The sequence below is a fragment of the Bacillus sp. FJAT-26390 genome, assembly GCF_001682865.1.
In the GTDB taxonomy this organism is placed as follows: domain Bacteria; phylum Bacillota; class Bacilli; order Paenibacillales; family Paenibacillaceae; genus Pristimantibacillus.
Map to the genome: position 1 here is coordinate 1,201,793 of NZ_MAQX01000001.1, position 15,511 is coordinate 1,217,303.

A 15,511-nucleotide genomic window follows, 5' to 3' on the forward strand; every position below is an offset into this window, starting at 1 on the left:
AGATGCTACATTATATGCAGCGCGCGGCTCATTTCATACCATACGATGCCGCCATGCGTGGAAGACGACACGCCCCGAAGCTCGAATCGTTCAGCTTCGTAGAAGCTTATCAGATGCTGCTCGCACATCAAAATAATCGTATCGACTCCGCTCTCTTCGCACTGCTGGATAAGTCTGCGAAGCAGCAAGGTGCCGATCCCCTTCTTGCGATGTCCTTCATCTACCGCAACCGTAAGCACGCAAAAGTTGCTTCCCTCCAGAAGATCATCCTGCGCGCCTTTCATCTCGTCGCCGCATGCGTTCTGTGCTGTACGTATGCCATTGGTGATCCCGACGATTTGATCGCCAATCCAGGCTGACCAAAAATACGGCCGGTAATGCTCATACCGATATTGAAAGCCCGCCAGCGTTGCTGCCGCCTCTTCGGTGTAGCAGCTTTGTTCGAGCTTAATGGCCGCTGCCAGTTCATCTTCATTAATCAAACGAAGTACAATTTCACTCACAGCAGCGCCTTCTCGCGCTCGGTTAATCTTCTGCCGCTTACGTCGAGCACGAGCTTGCCGTTTTTCAAGCCGAGGATGCGATCCGCAAACCGCTCAGCCCAATCTCCCTGATGCATGACAGCGATGACGATAACGCCTTGCTCTTTGCATAGCGCTTTCAAATCCGTTAAAACCTGATCAGCCGTATGGGGATCCAGTCCGGATACCGGCTCATCCGCCGCGATGACTTTGGCGCCATGCACCAGCGCTCTTGCGATCGCCATACGCTGCCGCTCTCCGCCGCTCAGCGTGCTTGCCTTCTGATGCGCTTTTTCCAGCAGCCCGCGCTTCTCGATCATATCCATAGCGCCCATATAATCGTCATTTCTTACCATGCCTGTCCATCTGCGCCAAGCTGGCGTTTGCGTCACAGAGCCGATAATGACATTTTTCAGTCCCGTCTTATTGGGGAACAAAAACGGTTTTTCCTCTACGTAGGCTACCTCTTGCTTTACTTTGAGCCTGCCGGAGATACCCTGCTTGAAAATATCCTTGCCATCGAATTGATAGGTTCCCTCGCTCCACTTCTCTTGCAAAGCTAGGCAGCGAAGCAGTGTCGACTTCCCGCTTCCGCTATCGCCCTTAATAGCAATAAAATCACCTGGATAAGCCTCGAAGCTAATATCGTCAAGCACCTTCGGCCCACCTGGAATACGTCTGGATAGGTTCTTTATTCTGATCATTTTCCGCGCTCCTTCTGTTTGCAGCAACTGCCTCTATGAATCTAGTTTACGTTAAACAAAAAACAGTTTCCATACGAACAAATGTTTGGTATAATAAAAACAAGAACAAACGTTCTACTGATCATCGAATTCAACCATTTGAAGGAGGCCTGATCACCATGAATAACATCTGCGAAAATTTCCGTTATGTAGAGAATGAACGCTCTGGACGCGACTTAACCTTTAAGTTTTACGCTGATGGACGGCTTATCATTATTGATAATGTTGCAGAGGAGGTGATCACTCCCAAAGATTTGAAAGGTGCCAGCAAGGACTTCTACGTTCGCAGGCGCATCGCATTCATTAAGAATCAATTAAGAGCTTCGCAGCTTAAATATGCATAACTATCCCGTATGAGGAGAGCAGATCCCTATCACGCTCTCCTTTTTACGTTGCTACACCTATTTCGCTGACTACGGAAGCTGTTTGTTAATGCCGTTTAAGCTCGGCGGGCGCTTCGCGAATTTATCCGTTTTAAGCTTGCCCGCTTGCCCTTGCGAGCTGGAATGATTTTGACGATGATCTGTTTTGCTGTTTTTGTTAAATACCAATCTAATCACCTCCACTATCATTATGCCGTTTTTATTGGATATCTATGTAAAAAATCATATCTGGTGTTTCACACATTGACTCAACCCCTGCAATTGCGGTAGATTGGTCATACAGTTTCAAGTTCCGCAAAGGAGATCTCTTATATGAAGCAACAGATTATGTTTGACCTTGACGATACGTTAATTCACTGTAATAAATACTTTTACCTCGTTATCGATCAATTTGTTGATGCCATGACCACATGGTTCGGCAGCTCGCCGCTTGTGACAGCACAAGCGATTAGAGACAAGCAGATGGAGATCGACATTGCAGCGGTGGCCGTGTTTGGCTTTAAGAGCGAACATTTTCCGCAATCCTTCGTCGACACCTACATTCACTACTCTCACTTGACGGGTCGTAAGCGCTCTACAAGTGAAGAAAACTTTTTATGGAAGCTAGGACTAAGCGTGTATGAGCATGACACCGAGCCTTATCCAAATATGGAGCAAACGTTATTCGCGCTTGCGGAATCTGGTCATGAGCTTCACCTTTATACTGGCGGCGAGCTTCCCATTCAACGTCGTAAGATCGAAAAAATGAATTTGGAGCGCTACTTTGGCTCACGCATCTACATCCGCAGGTTAAAAAACAGCGATGCGCTGGAAAGCATTTTATCCACGGGCACCTTTGATCGCAACATCACTTGGATGGTAGGCAATTCCATTCGTACAGATGTAGTGCCTGCACTAACTGCTGGCATCCATGCCATCCATATGCGCGCTGTGTCTGAGTGGGAATTTAATATTATTCAAATCGACGTAGAGCCAAAGGGTGCTTTCTTGACCTTGGATCATCTAAAGGACGTGCCTGATGCCATCCATGGCTACGTGAACCGCTGATGCACGCAGCAAAATAGACTCGATTCCGTCTCGTATGAGATGGAATCGAGTCTATTTTTTTGGGGAGCTAGCCGTCACTGCTCAATCGCTAGCTCACCCGTATCTATATTTCTGAGCACGATTCTGCCTTCCCCTGGCGTGCCGTCTTGCAGTTCAAGCTTTAGCTTCGACGTTTTTCCTTTTTCAACGAGTGCCTTAACCTGTGAATCCGTTAGACTGCGGCCGAAGCTTTCCTTCCAAATAACGAATTTGCAGCCTTCCTTGTAATGGGAGCAGCCATAACCTTTGCGTCCCATAAAGATGGATCCGCCGCAGCCCACGCGTGGACACGTCGTGATCACTGAAGGCGTACCCGGAGCAGCCGCGCTCTTCTGTGCTGCAGCCTTCGGTTTTGCTGCCCGGCTGCGAGGTGCAGACGGGGACTTGCCGGATGCTCCTTTGCCGGAGGCAGGAGCTTCGCTCTCGAACGATGTTTTTGCGGCACGGGACTGGACGCGCACCTTGTCGACAATCATGGTCGCAAACTTTTTCACATTTTCCATAAATTGTCCGTCAGAAGCCGTCCCTCTCGATATTTCGTTCAAGCGCCGCTCCCATAGGCCAGTCATCTCAGGCGAGGTAAGCAGATCGATTCCCGCACCCCGGATAAGTTCGATGGCGGTTCGGCCCTTTTGCGTAACCTGAATTTTTTTGCCCTGCATATCGATATAGCCGACATTTTTGAGCCGTTCAATCGTTGCTGCCCGCGTGGCAGGCGTGCCAAGACCCGAGTCCTTCATCGCATCCCGAACGTCCTCGTCCTCGATCTGCTTGCCCGCGCTTTCCATCGCCTTGAGCAGCGTTCCTTCCGTATAATGCTTTGGAGGCTGCGTATCCTTCTCTTTCACAACCGCATCCGTACAAACAATACCTTCTTCTGCATTGATCGAAAAAGGCTCGTTTACCTCAATTTCCTCTTCCTCGGCATCTTCCTTGTCCTTGCCTTTGGCTGTCGTCTTTGCCTTCTCCTTCTTCTGATCCGCATAGATGACCTTCCAGCCCAAGCTTAGAAGCTCTTTAACCGTTGTTTTGAACATCTCGTTCTCAACCTCGGTCAAGACGGTGTGCACCTTATACTCCGCAGGCGGATAGAACTGGGACAGAAATCGCCTAACGATCAAATCATATAGCTTTTGCTCGTCGGGGCTCAGGCCATTTGCTTTGCGGTTCGTCGGCAGGATGGCATGATGATCCTCAACCTTTGTTGGGTTGCAAATAAACTTGTTCCCTTTGTGGACAAGGCTCCGGTTGGCTCCCTTTACAAGCTCATCGTAACTGGTGCCTTGCAGCGCATTCAGCGTTTTGTGCATCTCGGGAATGTTCTGCTCCGTCACATAGTTCGAGTTCGTTCTTGGATAGGAGATGACCTTATGCTTCTCATAGAGCGCTTGCGCCGTATCCAACGTTTTTTTCGCTGAAAAAGCATATTTCCCGTTCGCTTCGCGCTGAAGCAGCGTAAGATCATATAGCTTAAACGGATACTCCTTCGTTTCCTTAACCTCATAGGATGCAATCCGTCCCTGCTTGCCCTTTACCTTCGCGGCGACGGCTTCCACTTTAGCTTGGTCGGTCATTCTCTCAGCCTGCCACATGGCGCGGTAGGTCATTTCGTTTTGCGAAAAATGTCCTTCCAGCTCAAAAAACTTTAAAGACGAGAACGCCTCGATCTGCTTCTGACGGTCGTAAATAAGCGCAAGTACTGGCGTCTGTACTCTGCCGACCGACAACAGCACATTATGCTTGGTCGTGAAAGCACGCGAGCCATTCATCCCAATAAGCCAATCCGCCTCGCTTCTAGCGGTTGCCGCACGGGTCAGGTTCTCGTACTCGGCACCTTCCTTCAGCTCCGCGAACCCTTTACGAATCGTTTCCGGGGTTAGATCCGAGATCCATAACCGCTTTACCGGCTGGTTAAGCTTTAGATGCCGCTGAATAAGCGAGAAAATATATTGACCTTCCCGCCCCGCATCGCAGGAATTGACGAGCATATTGCTGCGCTTAGCTAGGTCGCCGATTACTTTCAGCTGGTCTATCGTTTTTTTGTTTGGCACCAGCTTGAACTGCGACGGAATGATCGGCAGATCGTTAATGTTCCATTTCTTATATCGATCGTCGTAAGCATCGGGCTCCGCAAGCCCGATCAAATGCCCGATTGCCCACGTAATAATGTAATGTTCGCCTTCTATGTAGGAACGGTGATTTTTTGCTTTGGGATCGATTGCGGCTGCAATATTTCTGCCCATATCCGGTTTTTCCGCAATGATTAATGTCTTCAAAAGATAATCGCTCCTTCATTAAGCATTTCGCAAGCATAGCTGATTGTGCCACCCATACATGGCTTGAACTAGCTTCGCACTGCCTTGCCTCTAAACATTTTACAGACTTCTCGTCCAAAAAGAAATCCTTTTTCGTCATGGAAGCGACAAGTTACTCATAAAAAAATAAACCCAATAGGACGTTTGTCCCAATTGGGTTCATTGTTTTATGGCTCATCCAGATACGCCATGATCTTTCCGAAGATCGTACGGACACCGTCCGACCAATTAGGGTCCTCCGCGTACTTTCGATTAATCCAAGTGAACGGGTCCACATCCGCTGGCCTGCCTTTGCTTAAATTAAATACGGTACGTGCCGCGATTTCTGAGGATTGTCCGATATTCGTATTAAATTCCTTCCAGCTGTGGAATACGTTAAATGGATTGTTAGCGATCTGCTTGTGCAGCTTATTCGTCTTTGGCACAAAGCCCTGTTCTTGGCCCGTAATGGCAAACAACAACGCTGGATGGATATCAAAGCTTTGAGCGGCTTTTATGATGGCATCAAAATAGGGCTTTTCAGCTAGAATAGAAGAATTGCTTTCCAAAAATTCAACCAATCGTGCGCGATCAAATTCGTCGTAGCGGAGCTCAATAGGCAATCCGTCTTCGGGAACCGCCAGCTTTTGAACGGGTTTCACGACGACAGGCGGCTGAAGCTTTTGCTCGGAAGGCTTGCCGAGCGACCAGCCGTATAAAAGGGAAGTTCCAATAAGCAGCATGCATAAAGCACTATAGATGTACGCTCTAACTTTTGAATAGCGGGACAATGGCATTTTCCACTTCGTGACAGGAAGCGCAATCACCTCCGCGGCACTCAGGGTAGACGATTCCGCACGAACCATGACACCTGCTGACAATAACAATGCTCTCAGCTGCGCCAGAAGGCCATTCTCAGCATCAATAGCTAAGATATCCGATCGCTCCCTCTTCGAGGACAGCTCGTCCATTAGACGCTGCATGACGGGCTTCTTACAGCTTACATTCAGCTGCGTCTCTACCCAAGCATGGAAAGGCTCATAAATCTGTGCGTCAGATCGGTCGAGCAATAAACACGCTTGAAAAATATCATCTGCCCGCACCGGCCTCTGCCGCTCCAAAACGGCTGTTCGAATCAATGTCTCCGTAATGGATCGCTTAATGCTGCTCTCGAAATTCGGCAATTGCTTATGTATGATCCGTTTGACCGCATCCGCCACGATTTCCGCACGCTTATCTTGCGGCATCGCGGCATACTTATGCTGAACGTAGTTTCGAATGTTCCGAACGTCTGCCTGAGACAGAACGTATGCTTCATCGGCTGGCATGACGAATCGCCCCTTCGCGTCATCTCAAACCGATTTTACCACAACTTTCCTTATGATGGTGTGCTTAGTTTTTGGATTTCGTCTTGAATTTGCTGCTGCATAATAAAAGCAGTAATTGACTCAGCTCTAATACTCTAAATCGGCAATGCTTTCCACAACAAGAAAAGCGCCCGAGGGCGCTTCTCTTCCATCCTATTAAGCTTTGCTTGTTTATTTACGTTGATTAAGGAAGCATCGACGAACCCATCAAATATTTATCTACTTCACGGGCTGCTTCGCGGCCTTCGTTAATTGCCCATACAACCAAGCTTTGGCCACGACGCATATCGCCAGCTGCGAATACTTTATCAACATTTGTCGTGTATTTGCCGTATGCTGCTTTCACGTTCGTGCGGCGGTCTTGTGCAAGACCAAGCTGCTCGATCAACGTTGTTTCAGGACCTTCAAAGCCTACTGCGATGAATACAAGATCCGCTGGCCAAACTTTTTCTGTTCCTGGAATTTCGCTATATATTTTACGTCCAGTTTCATCCACTGTACGCTCAATTTGTACCGTATGAAGCTCTTTCAGGTTTCCGTTGCCGTCGCCGACAAATTTCTTCGTCAGTACGGAGAATGCCCGAGGATCTTCGCCAAATAGCGCTTTTGCTTCCTCTTGTGCGTAATCAAGCGTGTACACGTTCGGGAATTGCGGCCAAGGATTGTTTTGGCTGTCGCGCACTAGCGGAGCTTTGGCATGCGTACCGAATTGCGTAACCGATTTGCAGCCGTGGCGAAGCGCTGTTGCTACGCAGTCCGTACCTGTATCGCCGCCGCCAATTACGATAACGTCCTTGTCTTTTGCGGAGATATATTTGCCGTCCTCAAGGTTGGAATCCAAATAGCTTTTGATTGTGCCATTCAGGTAATCCATCGCCATGTGAACGCCGTTCAAATCGCGGCCTTCCATTTCAACGTCGCGCGCTCTAGTCGAACCGCCGCATAGCACAACTGCGTCAAAGTTCTCAACAAGCTCATTCGCTGTAATGTCTTTGCCGATTTCCGTATTGACTACAAATTCAACGCCCTCTGCTGCCATCAAGTCAACGCGGCGCTGAACGACGTGTTTTTCAAGCTTCATGGTTGGAATGCCGTAAGTGAGCAAGCCGCCAATGCGGTCAGCGCGCTCATATACCGTTACCGTGTGCCCTGCTTTGTTAAGCTGAGCTGCGGTAGCCATGCCGGCCGGTCCTGAGCCTACAACTGCAATTTTTTTGCCAGTACGCACTTTAGGCGGCTGCGGAACAACCCAGCCTTCGTCAAAGCCGCGGTCAATAATAGCTTGTTCGATCGTTTTAATCGTAACCGCATCGCCGATTAGGCCAACGGTGCAAGATCCCTCGCAAGGCGCTGGACAAACCCGGCCTGTAAACTCAGGGAAGTTATTTGTTTTATGCAGACGGTCAAGCGCTTCACGCCACAACCCGCGATAGATCAAGTTATTCCACTCCGGAATGAGATTGTTGACCGGACAACCCGAAACAGAGCCTGCAAGTTCTATACCTGTATGGCAGTATGGCGTACCACAATCCATGCAGCGAGCTCCTTGCGTCTTTAACTGCTCATCCGAAAAATGCTTATGAAACTCTTGCCAGTCTTTGATGCGCTCTAGCGGGTCGCGATCGGCCGGCAATTCGCGCTGATATTCCATAAAACCAGTAGGTGTAGACATGATCGCATTTCCTCCATCCATATTTCCCGTTAACCACTTTACGATTCTCTTTCAAACTATATCGGGAATCCATCAAATATTCAATATCAAACTTTCTCAAAAACGAATATTTTGTCTAAAGCGCTCGTTTGCTATTTTTAAACATCCTAGCATTCAAGGCCTTATGTCGTTAATGGATTATCCGTACAATCATTTGCACTTTATGACATATCGTACGTCAATTGTTCGTTTCTAGCGTAAAAAGCTATTTTTCACGTCGTTTGAACGTTTGAAACGTAAAAGCATAACGATTCTTTTCATCGCTCTCCCTGCTCTCGGCTTCCACGATTTGCCACTGCGAATCAGAGAACGCCGGAAAGAACGCATCGCCGCCTTCAACGGCCGTATCTACTTCCGTAAGTAATATCGTATCCGCAAAGGGCAGCATTTGTGCATAAATATCTGCGCCGCCGATAACCATCAGCTCATCGTTTTTGCATAGCTCAAGCGCTTCCTCAACCGAATGGACGATTTCACAGCCCTCAGGCTGAAAATCATGCTGCCGCGTCAATACGACATTCCGGCGGTCAACAAGCGGCTTAGGGAGCGACTCAAACGTCTTGCGCCCCATCAAAACCGTCTTGCCTAACGTCATCTTTTTGAAAAATGCCATTTCCGCTGGCAAGCGCCATGGCAGCTTATTCCCAATCCCAATGGTACGATTGCGGTCCATTGCAGCAATTAACGTAATTGTCATAGCGGTTAACCCCTCTCTCTATCGATCAGCTTAAATCCGCTACACAGCTACCGGAGCTTTTATTGTCGGATGCGGCTCATAATTTTCAATGGTCAGATCCTCTACTGCAAAATCGAAAATCGATTTTTTGTCAGCATTTAGCTTCAGCTTAGGCAGCGCCTTAGGCTCGCGGCTGAGCTGTATGTCGATTTGCTCCATATGATTCGTATAAATATGGGCATCGCCAAGCGTATGGATGAAATCGCCTGCCTCAAGCCCGCATTCATGCGCAATCATGTGGGTTAATAACGCATAGCTTGCGATATTAAACGGAATGCCAAGAAAAATATCAGCGCTCCGCTGGTAAAGCTGGCAGGACAGCTTGCCGTTAGTCACATAGAACTGGAACATGGTGTGGCACGGAGGCAGCGCCATGCTTGGCACATCCTCCGGATTCCACGCGGAGACGATCAGCCTTCTGGAGTCCGGATTTTTTTTGATCGTTTCAACTACGTCCTTAAGCTGATCGATCGTGCTGCCTTGTGTCGTCTTCCAATCCCGCCACTGCTTGCCGTACACGTTGCCGAGCTCGCCAAATTCCGCCGCAAATGAATCATCAGCCAAAATCCGTTGCTTAAAAAGATTCATCTGCTCGTCATAAGCTTTAGCGAATTCAGCATCCGTTTGAGACCGAAGGCCAAAATTCGTCATGTCAGGACCGTCATATGACGCGCTCTCGATCCATCTTTTGAACGCCCATTCATTCCAAATATTATTATTGTGCTGAAGAAGATAACGGATGTTCGTATCCCCTTGTATAAACCAAATTAGCTCGCTGGCAATTAGCCGAAACGGCACGCGTTTGGTCGTAAGCAAAGGAAAACCTTCGCTAAGATCAAAGCGCATTTGATAACCAAAGGTGGAAATCGTGCCCGTACCGGTACGGTCCTCTTTTTTGCTGCCGTTCTCTAGAACGTATTTTAACAATTGCAAATAGGTGTTCTCACTGTTGCTCATATTGCTATCGCCCCCCAATCATGAAACATAAATCAGAAAAATAACAATTTATTATATCATTATCCGCGTTGTCTGTCCTGCTTTCGTTTCTTTCTGAGGGCATGCCGCTCCGGCGCCGATGCATGAAGCCGCTTCTCTTCTTCCGTCTCCGGAATGACGGTAGGAACGACCGCTGGTTTGCCGTTTTCGTCAAGCGCAACGAATGTAAAAAAAGCGGTAACGGTCGTTTTGCGAACGGCGGTGAACAAATTTTCCGAGTGCACGGACACGTAAACCTCCATGGAACTCCGGTTCGTCCACGACACGAACGCTTCAACCTCAATGACTTCCCCTACCCGAATCGGCGCTACAAAATCAAGGCTGTCCGTCGATGCGGTTACAGCCTGCATGCGCGCATGCCGCATGGCTGCTATTGCAGCAACCTTATCCATGTACTCCATCAGCTTGCCGCCAAACATCGTATCGTAATGGTTCGTATCCAGAGGAAAAATAAGCTGCGTCATTATCGTTCTTGATTCGCTTGCCGGCTTCGTCGTTTGTTCCATGTTCGCGTATGCCCCCTAATTGTCGTTTGGTAGCTCTTGATGCGCAAAGAGGCCCCGCCGGCTGGTAAGCCGCGTGACCTCTAGTAGCGCTAAACGATAAATTTAGTGCGATTTATTTGATGAACGTGTGGATCGGGTGACCTAGTGCAACTTCAGCTGCATCAAGCACGATCTCTCCAAGCGTAGGATGCGCGTGAATCGTAAGCGCGATGTCCTCAAGCGTTGCACCCATTTCGATTGCTAGAGCAAGCTCAGCGATCATGTTGGAAGCCTCAAGGCCAATAATTTGCGCACCGAGCAAAAGACCGGAATCTGCGTCGGATACAAGTTTAACAAAACCTTCGTTTGCGTTAAGCGACATTGCACGTCCATTGATCGCGAACGGGAATTTGCCGACTTTCACATTATGGCCTTTGTCTTTTGCTTCCTTCTCGCTGAGACCAACGCTTGCGCATTCCGGATCGGAGAAGCATACTGCCGGAACACATTTATAGTCGATAACGCTTGATTGACCCGAGATTGCTTCTGCAGCAACACGGCCTTCATACATCGCTTTGTGCGCAAGCGCAGGTCCAGCAATGATATCGCCAATCGCATAGATGTGAGGGATGTTCGTACGGCATTGCTCATCAACTTCAACTAGTCCGCGATCGGACAGCTTCACATTGATAAGGTCAAGGCCAAGCTCGCCATCGGTATTTGGACGACGTCCAACCGTTACAAGCAAGTAATCAGCTGTTACTTTTTCTTCTTTGTCGCCAACAGTATAAGTTACCGTTACGTCTTTATCCGTTTGCTCAGCGCCTTTTGCTTGTGCGCCAGTAATGATATCAACGTTCGTGCTTTTTAGTTTCTTAGCAACGATGGATGACATATCTTTGTCAAAGCCCGGCAAGATAGCGTCGGAGCCTTCGATTACCGTTACTTTTGTACCGAATTTCGAGTACATTTGACCAAGCTCGATACCGATGTAGCCGCCGCCGATTACTACGAGGCTCTTCGGAATTTCTGGCAAGGACAAAGCGCCTGTCGATGATACGATGCGGCCGCCGTAAGGGAATGCTTTAAGCTCGATTGGACGTGAGCCAGTAGCGATAATACAGTTTTTGAAACGGTAGCGCGGCGCTTCTTGATCGTTGAATACGCGTGCTTCGTTTTCGTTAATGAACATGACTTCGCCTTGGAAATATTGGACTTTGTTTGCTTTCAATAGGGAAGCAACGCCGCCTGTCAATTTTTTGACGATACCTGCTTTAAACTCTTGTACCTTAGTGAAGTCAACCTTCGCTTCGCCAACTTCGATACCGAAAGCGGAAGCGTGGCTGATTGATTCATATTGATGCGATGCGGAAATAAGTGCTTTGGATGGAATACAACCCACGTTCAAGCATACGCCGCCTACATATTCTTTATCCACGATGAGTACGTTTTGGCCAAGCTGAGCAGCACGAATCGCTGCTACATAACCGCCTGGGCCCGCACCAATAACTAGAGTGTCAATATCAAGGGAAGCATCACCTACGACCATGTCTTATACCTCCATTATGAACAATTCCGGTTGGCCCAGAAGTGTTTTGATGTAATTCATAAAGTTTTGTGCTGTTGCACCGTCAATGAGGCGGTGGTCAAAGCTGAGTGAAAGAGCCATTACTGGAGCTGCAACGATTTCGCCATTGCGAACGATCGCTTTCTCCGTAATTCTGCCTGTGCCAAGAATCGCAACTTCAGGGAAGTTGATTACTGGTGTAAAGAACATACCGCCAGCGGAACCGATGTTCGAAATTGAAATCGTGCTGCCTTTAAGCTCGTTAGCAGCAAGCTTGCCGTCGCGTCCGCGAGCAGCTAGATCACGAATCGAATCTGCGATTTTGAATAGGTTTTTACGGTCTGCATCTTCGATAACCGGTACGATTAGACCGTTTTCCGTATCTGTAGCAATACCGATATTGTAGTATTTGCGCAATACGATTTCTTGGTTTGCCTCATCAAGCGTAGCGTTCAAGATCGGGAACTCGCGGCAAGCTGCCACAAGAGCTTTTACGATGAACGGAAGATACGTAAGCTTGGAGCCTTTTTTCTCGGCATAAGGCTTATATTTGGCACGTAGTGCAACAAGCTCGGTTACGTCAACCTCATCCATAATGGTAACGTGCGGCGCTGTATACACCGATTTTGACATCGCGTTTGCAATGATTTTGCGGATACCTTTGAAAGGAACGCGCTCCTCTGGACGGTAAGCCGTACCTGTTGCTGCTGGGGCAGCTTTTGTTTCCGCTTTAGCCGCTGTATTGGATTGTTGCTCTGCCGCAGGAGCAGCATCGCTTGCAGCAACAGCTGCTGGTGCACCGCCGAAGCCAGTAACATCATCGCGAGTAATACGTCCGTTTTTGCCGGTGCCGCCAACTTGAGTCAGGTCTACGCCCTGCTCGCGTGCGAATTTGCGAACGCTAGGCGTTGCAAGTACAAGTCCGCCTGTCGCTTTAGGAGCTACCGTCGCTGCTGGTGCAGCAGGCGCTTCCGCTTTTGGAGCTTCCACTGCAGGTGCAGCCGCTGCCGGCGCTTCTGCTTTTGGAGCTTCTGCAGCAGGTGCTGCTTGCTCAGGCAATTCGCCTTCCGCATCGATAATCGCAACGATCTCGCCAACGTGGCAGACTTGACCGTCTTTTACAAGCACTTCAAGGACTTTACCGTTTACTGGGCAAGGTACCTCAACGATCGCTTTGTCGTTTTGAACTTCCATAATAATGTCATCATCTGTAACCGTATCGCCGACTTTGATATGCACTTTAATAATTTCGCCTTCGTGCAAGCCTTCGCCGAGCTCCGGGAAACGATATTCGAATTTAGCCACCGCTTGTAACCTCCTTTAAAAGTTCAGTACTTTTTGAACGGCTGCAGAGATACGCGCTACCGAAGGAAGCCACGCATCCTCAACTAGAGCAAACGGATAAACGGTATCCGGTCCAGCTACACGAAGTACTGGCGCTTCTAGGTGCAGGATTGCTTTTTCATTGATTTGGGCAATGATTTCAGCTGCTGCGCCGGATGTTTTTTGCGCTTCTTGAACGACGATTGCACGGTTCGTTTTTTGGATCGAAGCGACGATTGTATCGATATCAAGCGGAAGCAGTGTGCGAAGATCGATAACCTCAGCACTCACGCCTTGTTTTTCAAGCTCTTCTGCAGCTTTGACAGCTGTGTGAACCATCAAGCCGTAAGAGATAATGGTTACGTCTGTACCTTCGCGAACGACGTTCGCTTTGCCGATTTCAACGGTATATTCGCCTTCAGGCACTTCAGCCTTGAATGCGCGGTACAGGTTCAAATGCTCCATGAAAAATACAGGATCGTTGTCGCGGATAGCGGAAATCATCAAGCCCTTTGCATCATAAGGATTGGAAGGAATGATAACTTTGATACCTGGTGTTTGAATGGCAAGACCTTCAAGGGAATCCGTGTGCAGCTCAGCCGCTTTCACGCCGCCGCCAAATGGCGTACGGAATACGATTGGCGAGTTGTAGCGTCCGCCAGAGCGGTAACGCATACGAGCAGCTTGGACAAACATTTGGTCAAGCGCTTCATATATAAAACCTACGAATTGAATTTCGGCGATTGGACGGAAGCCTTGCAAGCCCATCCCAACTGCCATACCTGCAAGGGCGGATTCAGCAAGCGGCGTATCAAATACCCGCTCTTCACCAAACTCATCCTGCAAACCTTCTGTCACGCGGAATACACCGCCGACCTTACCTACGTCCTCACCGAAGATGACAACGTTTGAATCGCGTTTAAGTTCTACGCGCATCGCATCGCGAATTGCTTCCAACATATTCATTTGAGCCATGATCGTCTGATCCTCCTCTACTATTGAAAATCGGCCTTTTGCTCTTCCAGATATTGCGGTGTTGTTTCGAACATGCTATCGATCAAGCCTGCTACAGTCATTTTCTCAACTGCTTCAGCTTTTTTGATGTGCTCATTAACAGTAGCTTTTGCTTCTTCTTTCACGCGGTTTGTGTCTTCTTCTGTCCACAAGCCTTTTTTCTCCATAAACTTGCCGAAACGAACGAGCGGATCTTTAAGAGCCCATTCCGCTTCTTCTTCTTTTGTACGGTATTTAGTCGTATCATCCGCCATGGAGTGAGGACGGAAACGGTAAGTCAGCATCTCGATCAAAGTTGCGCCTTCGCCGTTACGGCCGCGCTCTGCTGCTTCTTGAACGGCTTTAATGACAGCAAGCACGTCCATTCCGTCTACTTGAACGCCCTTGATGCCTGCTGCTACAGCTTTATGTGCAATCGACAAAGCGCCTGTTTGTTTGGAGTAAGGAGTCGTAATCGCGTAGCCGTTGTTTTGAACCGCATAAATGACTGGCAGCTTATAAGCGCCTGCATAGTTCATGCCTTCGTAGAAGTCGCCTTCCGACGAACCACCGTCACCTGTATAAGTGATCGCTACACGCTTTTCATTCTTTTTCTTAAATGCCATTGCAACGCCTGTTGCATGCAAAATTTGTGCGCCGATAATGATTTGCGGCATAAGAACGTGCACATCCTGCGGAATGTTACCTCCTTGTTGATGGCCGCGCGAATATAGAAATGCTTGGTACAGCGGCAAGCCGTGCCATACGATCTGTGGCATATCACGGTAGCCTGGGCAAATGAAATCATCTTTATTTAGTGCGTATTCGCTGCCGACCATCGATGCTTCTTGGCCGGATACCGGCGCATAAAAGCCGAGTCTGCCTTGGCGTCCAAGGTTTACTGCACGCTCATCCCATGTACGGGTAAATACCATGCGGTACATAATTTCTTTTAATTGATCATCGGACAATTCCGGTAAAAAATCCGGATTAACAACTTCCCCGTCGAGTGACAAGACAGATAGCGGTGTTACCGGTTCTGTTTGAACTTCGTATGGCAATTTGCTCATTTTGAACGCTCACCTCAATCGAAATATTTGAAAATCGTTTACCTCTGTTATAGAATTATTATAAACCTGTTTAACGAAAATGGTCAAAGCAAAAAACAAAAAAACCGTTGTTTTTTCGCAGATTCTCATCATTATCTTAAGAAATTGTATATGCTACAGACTTATTTATTTAGTATAACAGCATAATACAACAAGACAGAAATAGATGTGATTCCCTTGATTACCTTTCTATTGTT

Annotated in this window: 15 protein-coding genes; 2 read left to right on the top strand and 13 right to left on the bottom strand. The window is 48.2% G+C overall.

What is annotated here, in order from left to right; all coding sequences use genetic code 11:
- Positions 1-5: 5 nt before the first annotated feature.
- Positions 6-503, bottom strand: coding sequence for a GNAT family N-acetyltransferase (locus A7975_RS05725; RefSeq protein ID WP_065384453.1), 498 nt, complete (start codon positions 501-503; stop codon positions 6-8).
- Entirely contained in the window at positions 500-1,225 is a 726-nt protein-coding gene (locus A7975_RS05730) for a phosphonate ABC transporter ATP-binding protein (protein WP_065384454.1), read from the bottom strand. Before A7975_RS05730 ends, A7975_RS05725 begins: the two co-directional genes overlap by 4 nt.
- A 158-nt stretch (positions 1,226-1,383) precedes the next feature.
- On the opposite strand from A7975_RS05730, the gene A7975_RS05735 reads away from it, so the two are divergent.
- Complete coding sequence (locus A7975_RS05735) at positions 1,384-1,608, top strand: hypothetical protein (RefSeq protein WP_065384455.1); 225 nt, start codon at positions 1,384-1,386, stop codon at positions 1,606-1,608.
- 69 nt (positions 1,609-1,677) lie between these two features.
- Here A7975_RS05735 and A7975_RS34005 read toward each other — a convergent pair whose 3' ends face one another.
- Positions 1,678-1,815: a hypothetical protein gene (locus tag A7975_RS34005; RefSeq protein ID WP_176707670.1), complete on the bottom strand. Its 138-nt coding sequence runs from the start codon at positions 1,813-1,815 to the stop codon at positions 1,678-1,680.
- Between the two features lie 144 nt (positions 1,816-1,959).
- Between A7975_RS34005 and A7975_RS05740 the strand changes: the two genes are divergently transcribed.
- A complete protein-coding gene (locus A7975_RS05740; RefSeq protein ID WP_053376193.1) occupies positions 1,960-2,694 on the top strand; it encodes an HAD family hydrolase in 735 nt (244 codons plus the stop codon).
- Positions 2,695-2,768: 74 nt separating this feature from the next.
- Here the strand turns inward: A7975_RS05740 and A7975_RS05745 are convergent, their stop codons facing one another.
- The 10 genes from A7975_RS05745 to pdhA all read right to left on the bottom strand — a co-directional run bounded on the left by A7975_RS05745 (position 2,769) and on the right by pdhA (position 15,275).
- The gene (locus tag A7975_RS05745; protein WP_065384456.1) at positions 2,769-5,009 is read right to left on the bottom strand and encodes a type IA DNA topoisomerase; all 2,241 of its coding nucleotides are present in this window, start codon (positions 5,007-5,009) and stop codon (positions 2,769-2,771) included.
- 206 nt (positions 5,010-5,215) lie between these two features.
- The gene (locus tag A7975_RS05750) at positions 5,216-6,355 is read right to left on the bottom strand and encodes a hypothetical protein (protein ID WP_065384457.1); all 1,140 of its coding nucleotides are present in this window, start codon (positions 6,353-6,355) and stop codon (positions 5,216-5,218) included.
- A 223-nt stretch (positions 6,356-6,578) separates the two neighbouring features.
- Positions 6,579-8,066 carry a glutamate synthase subunit beta gene (locus A7975_RS05755; protein ID WP_053376196.1) on the bottom strand — a complete coding sequence of 496 codons (1,488 nt, stop codon included), beginning with the start codon at positions 8,064-8,066 and terminating at the stop codon, positions 6,579-6,581.
- A gap of 244 nt (positions 8,067-8,310) precedes the next feature.
- A complete protein-coding gene (locus A7975_RS05760) occupies positions 8,311-8,802 on the bottom strand; it encodes a dihydrofolate reductase (protein WP_065384458.1) in 492 nt (163 codons plus the stop codon).
- Between the two features lie 39 nt (positions 8,803-8,841).
- Positions 8,842-9,798: a thymidylate synthase gene (locus A7975_RS05765; RefSeq protein ID WP_065384459.1), complete on the bottom strand. Its 957-nt coding sequence runs from the start codon at positions 9,796-9,798 to the stop codon at positions 8,842-8,844.
- A gap of 59 nt (positions 9,799-9,857) precedes the next feature.
- Entirely contained in the window at positions 9,858-10,343 is a 486-nt protein-coding gene (locus A7975_RS05770) for an acyl-CoA thioesterase (RefSeq protein ID WP_053376199.1), read from the bottom strand.
- A 112-nt stretch (positions 10,344-10,455) separates the two neighbouring features.
- Positions 10,456-11,871: a dihydrolipoyl dehydrogenase gene (gene lpdA, locus A7975_RS05775; protein ID WP_053376200.1), complete on the bottom strand. Its 1,416-nt coding sequence runs from the start codon at positions 11,869-11,871 to the stop codon at positions 10,456-10,458.
- Between the two features lie 3 nt (positions 11,872-11,874).
- On the bottom strand, positions 11,875-13,194 hold the full coding sequence (locus A7975_RS05780; protein ID WP_065384460.1) for a dihydrolipoamide acetyltransferase family protein: 1,320 nt from the start codon (positions 13,192-13,194) through the stop codon (positions 11,875-11,877).
- A 15-nt stretch (positions 13,195-13,209) separates the two neighbouring features.
- Positions 13,210-14,187, bottom strand: a complete 978-nt coding sequence (locus A7975_RS05785; protein ID WP_053376202.1) for an alpha-ketoacid dehydrogenase subunit beta — start codon at positions 14,185-14,187, stop codon at positions 13,210-13,212.
- A 20-nt stretch (positions 14,188-14,207) separates the two neighbouring features.
- Positions 14,208-15,275 carry a pyruvate dehydrogenase (acetyl-transferring) E1 component subunit alpha gene (pdhA, locus tag A7975_RS05790; RefSeq protein WP_053376203.1) on the bottom strand — a complete coding sequence of 356 codons (1,068 nt, stop codon included), beginning with the start codon at positions 15,273-15,275 and terminating at the stop codon, positions 14,208-14,210.
- Positions 15,276-15,511 lie beyond the last annotated feature (236 nt).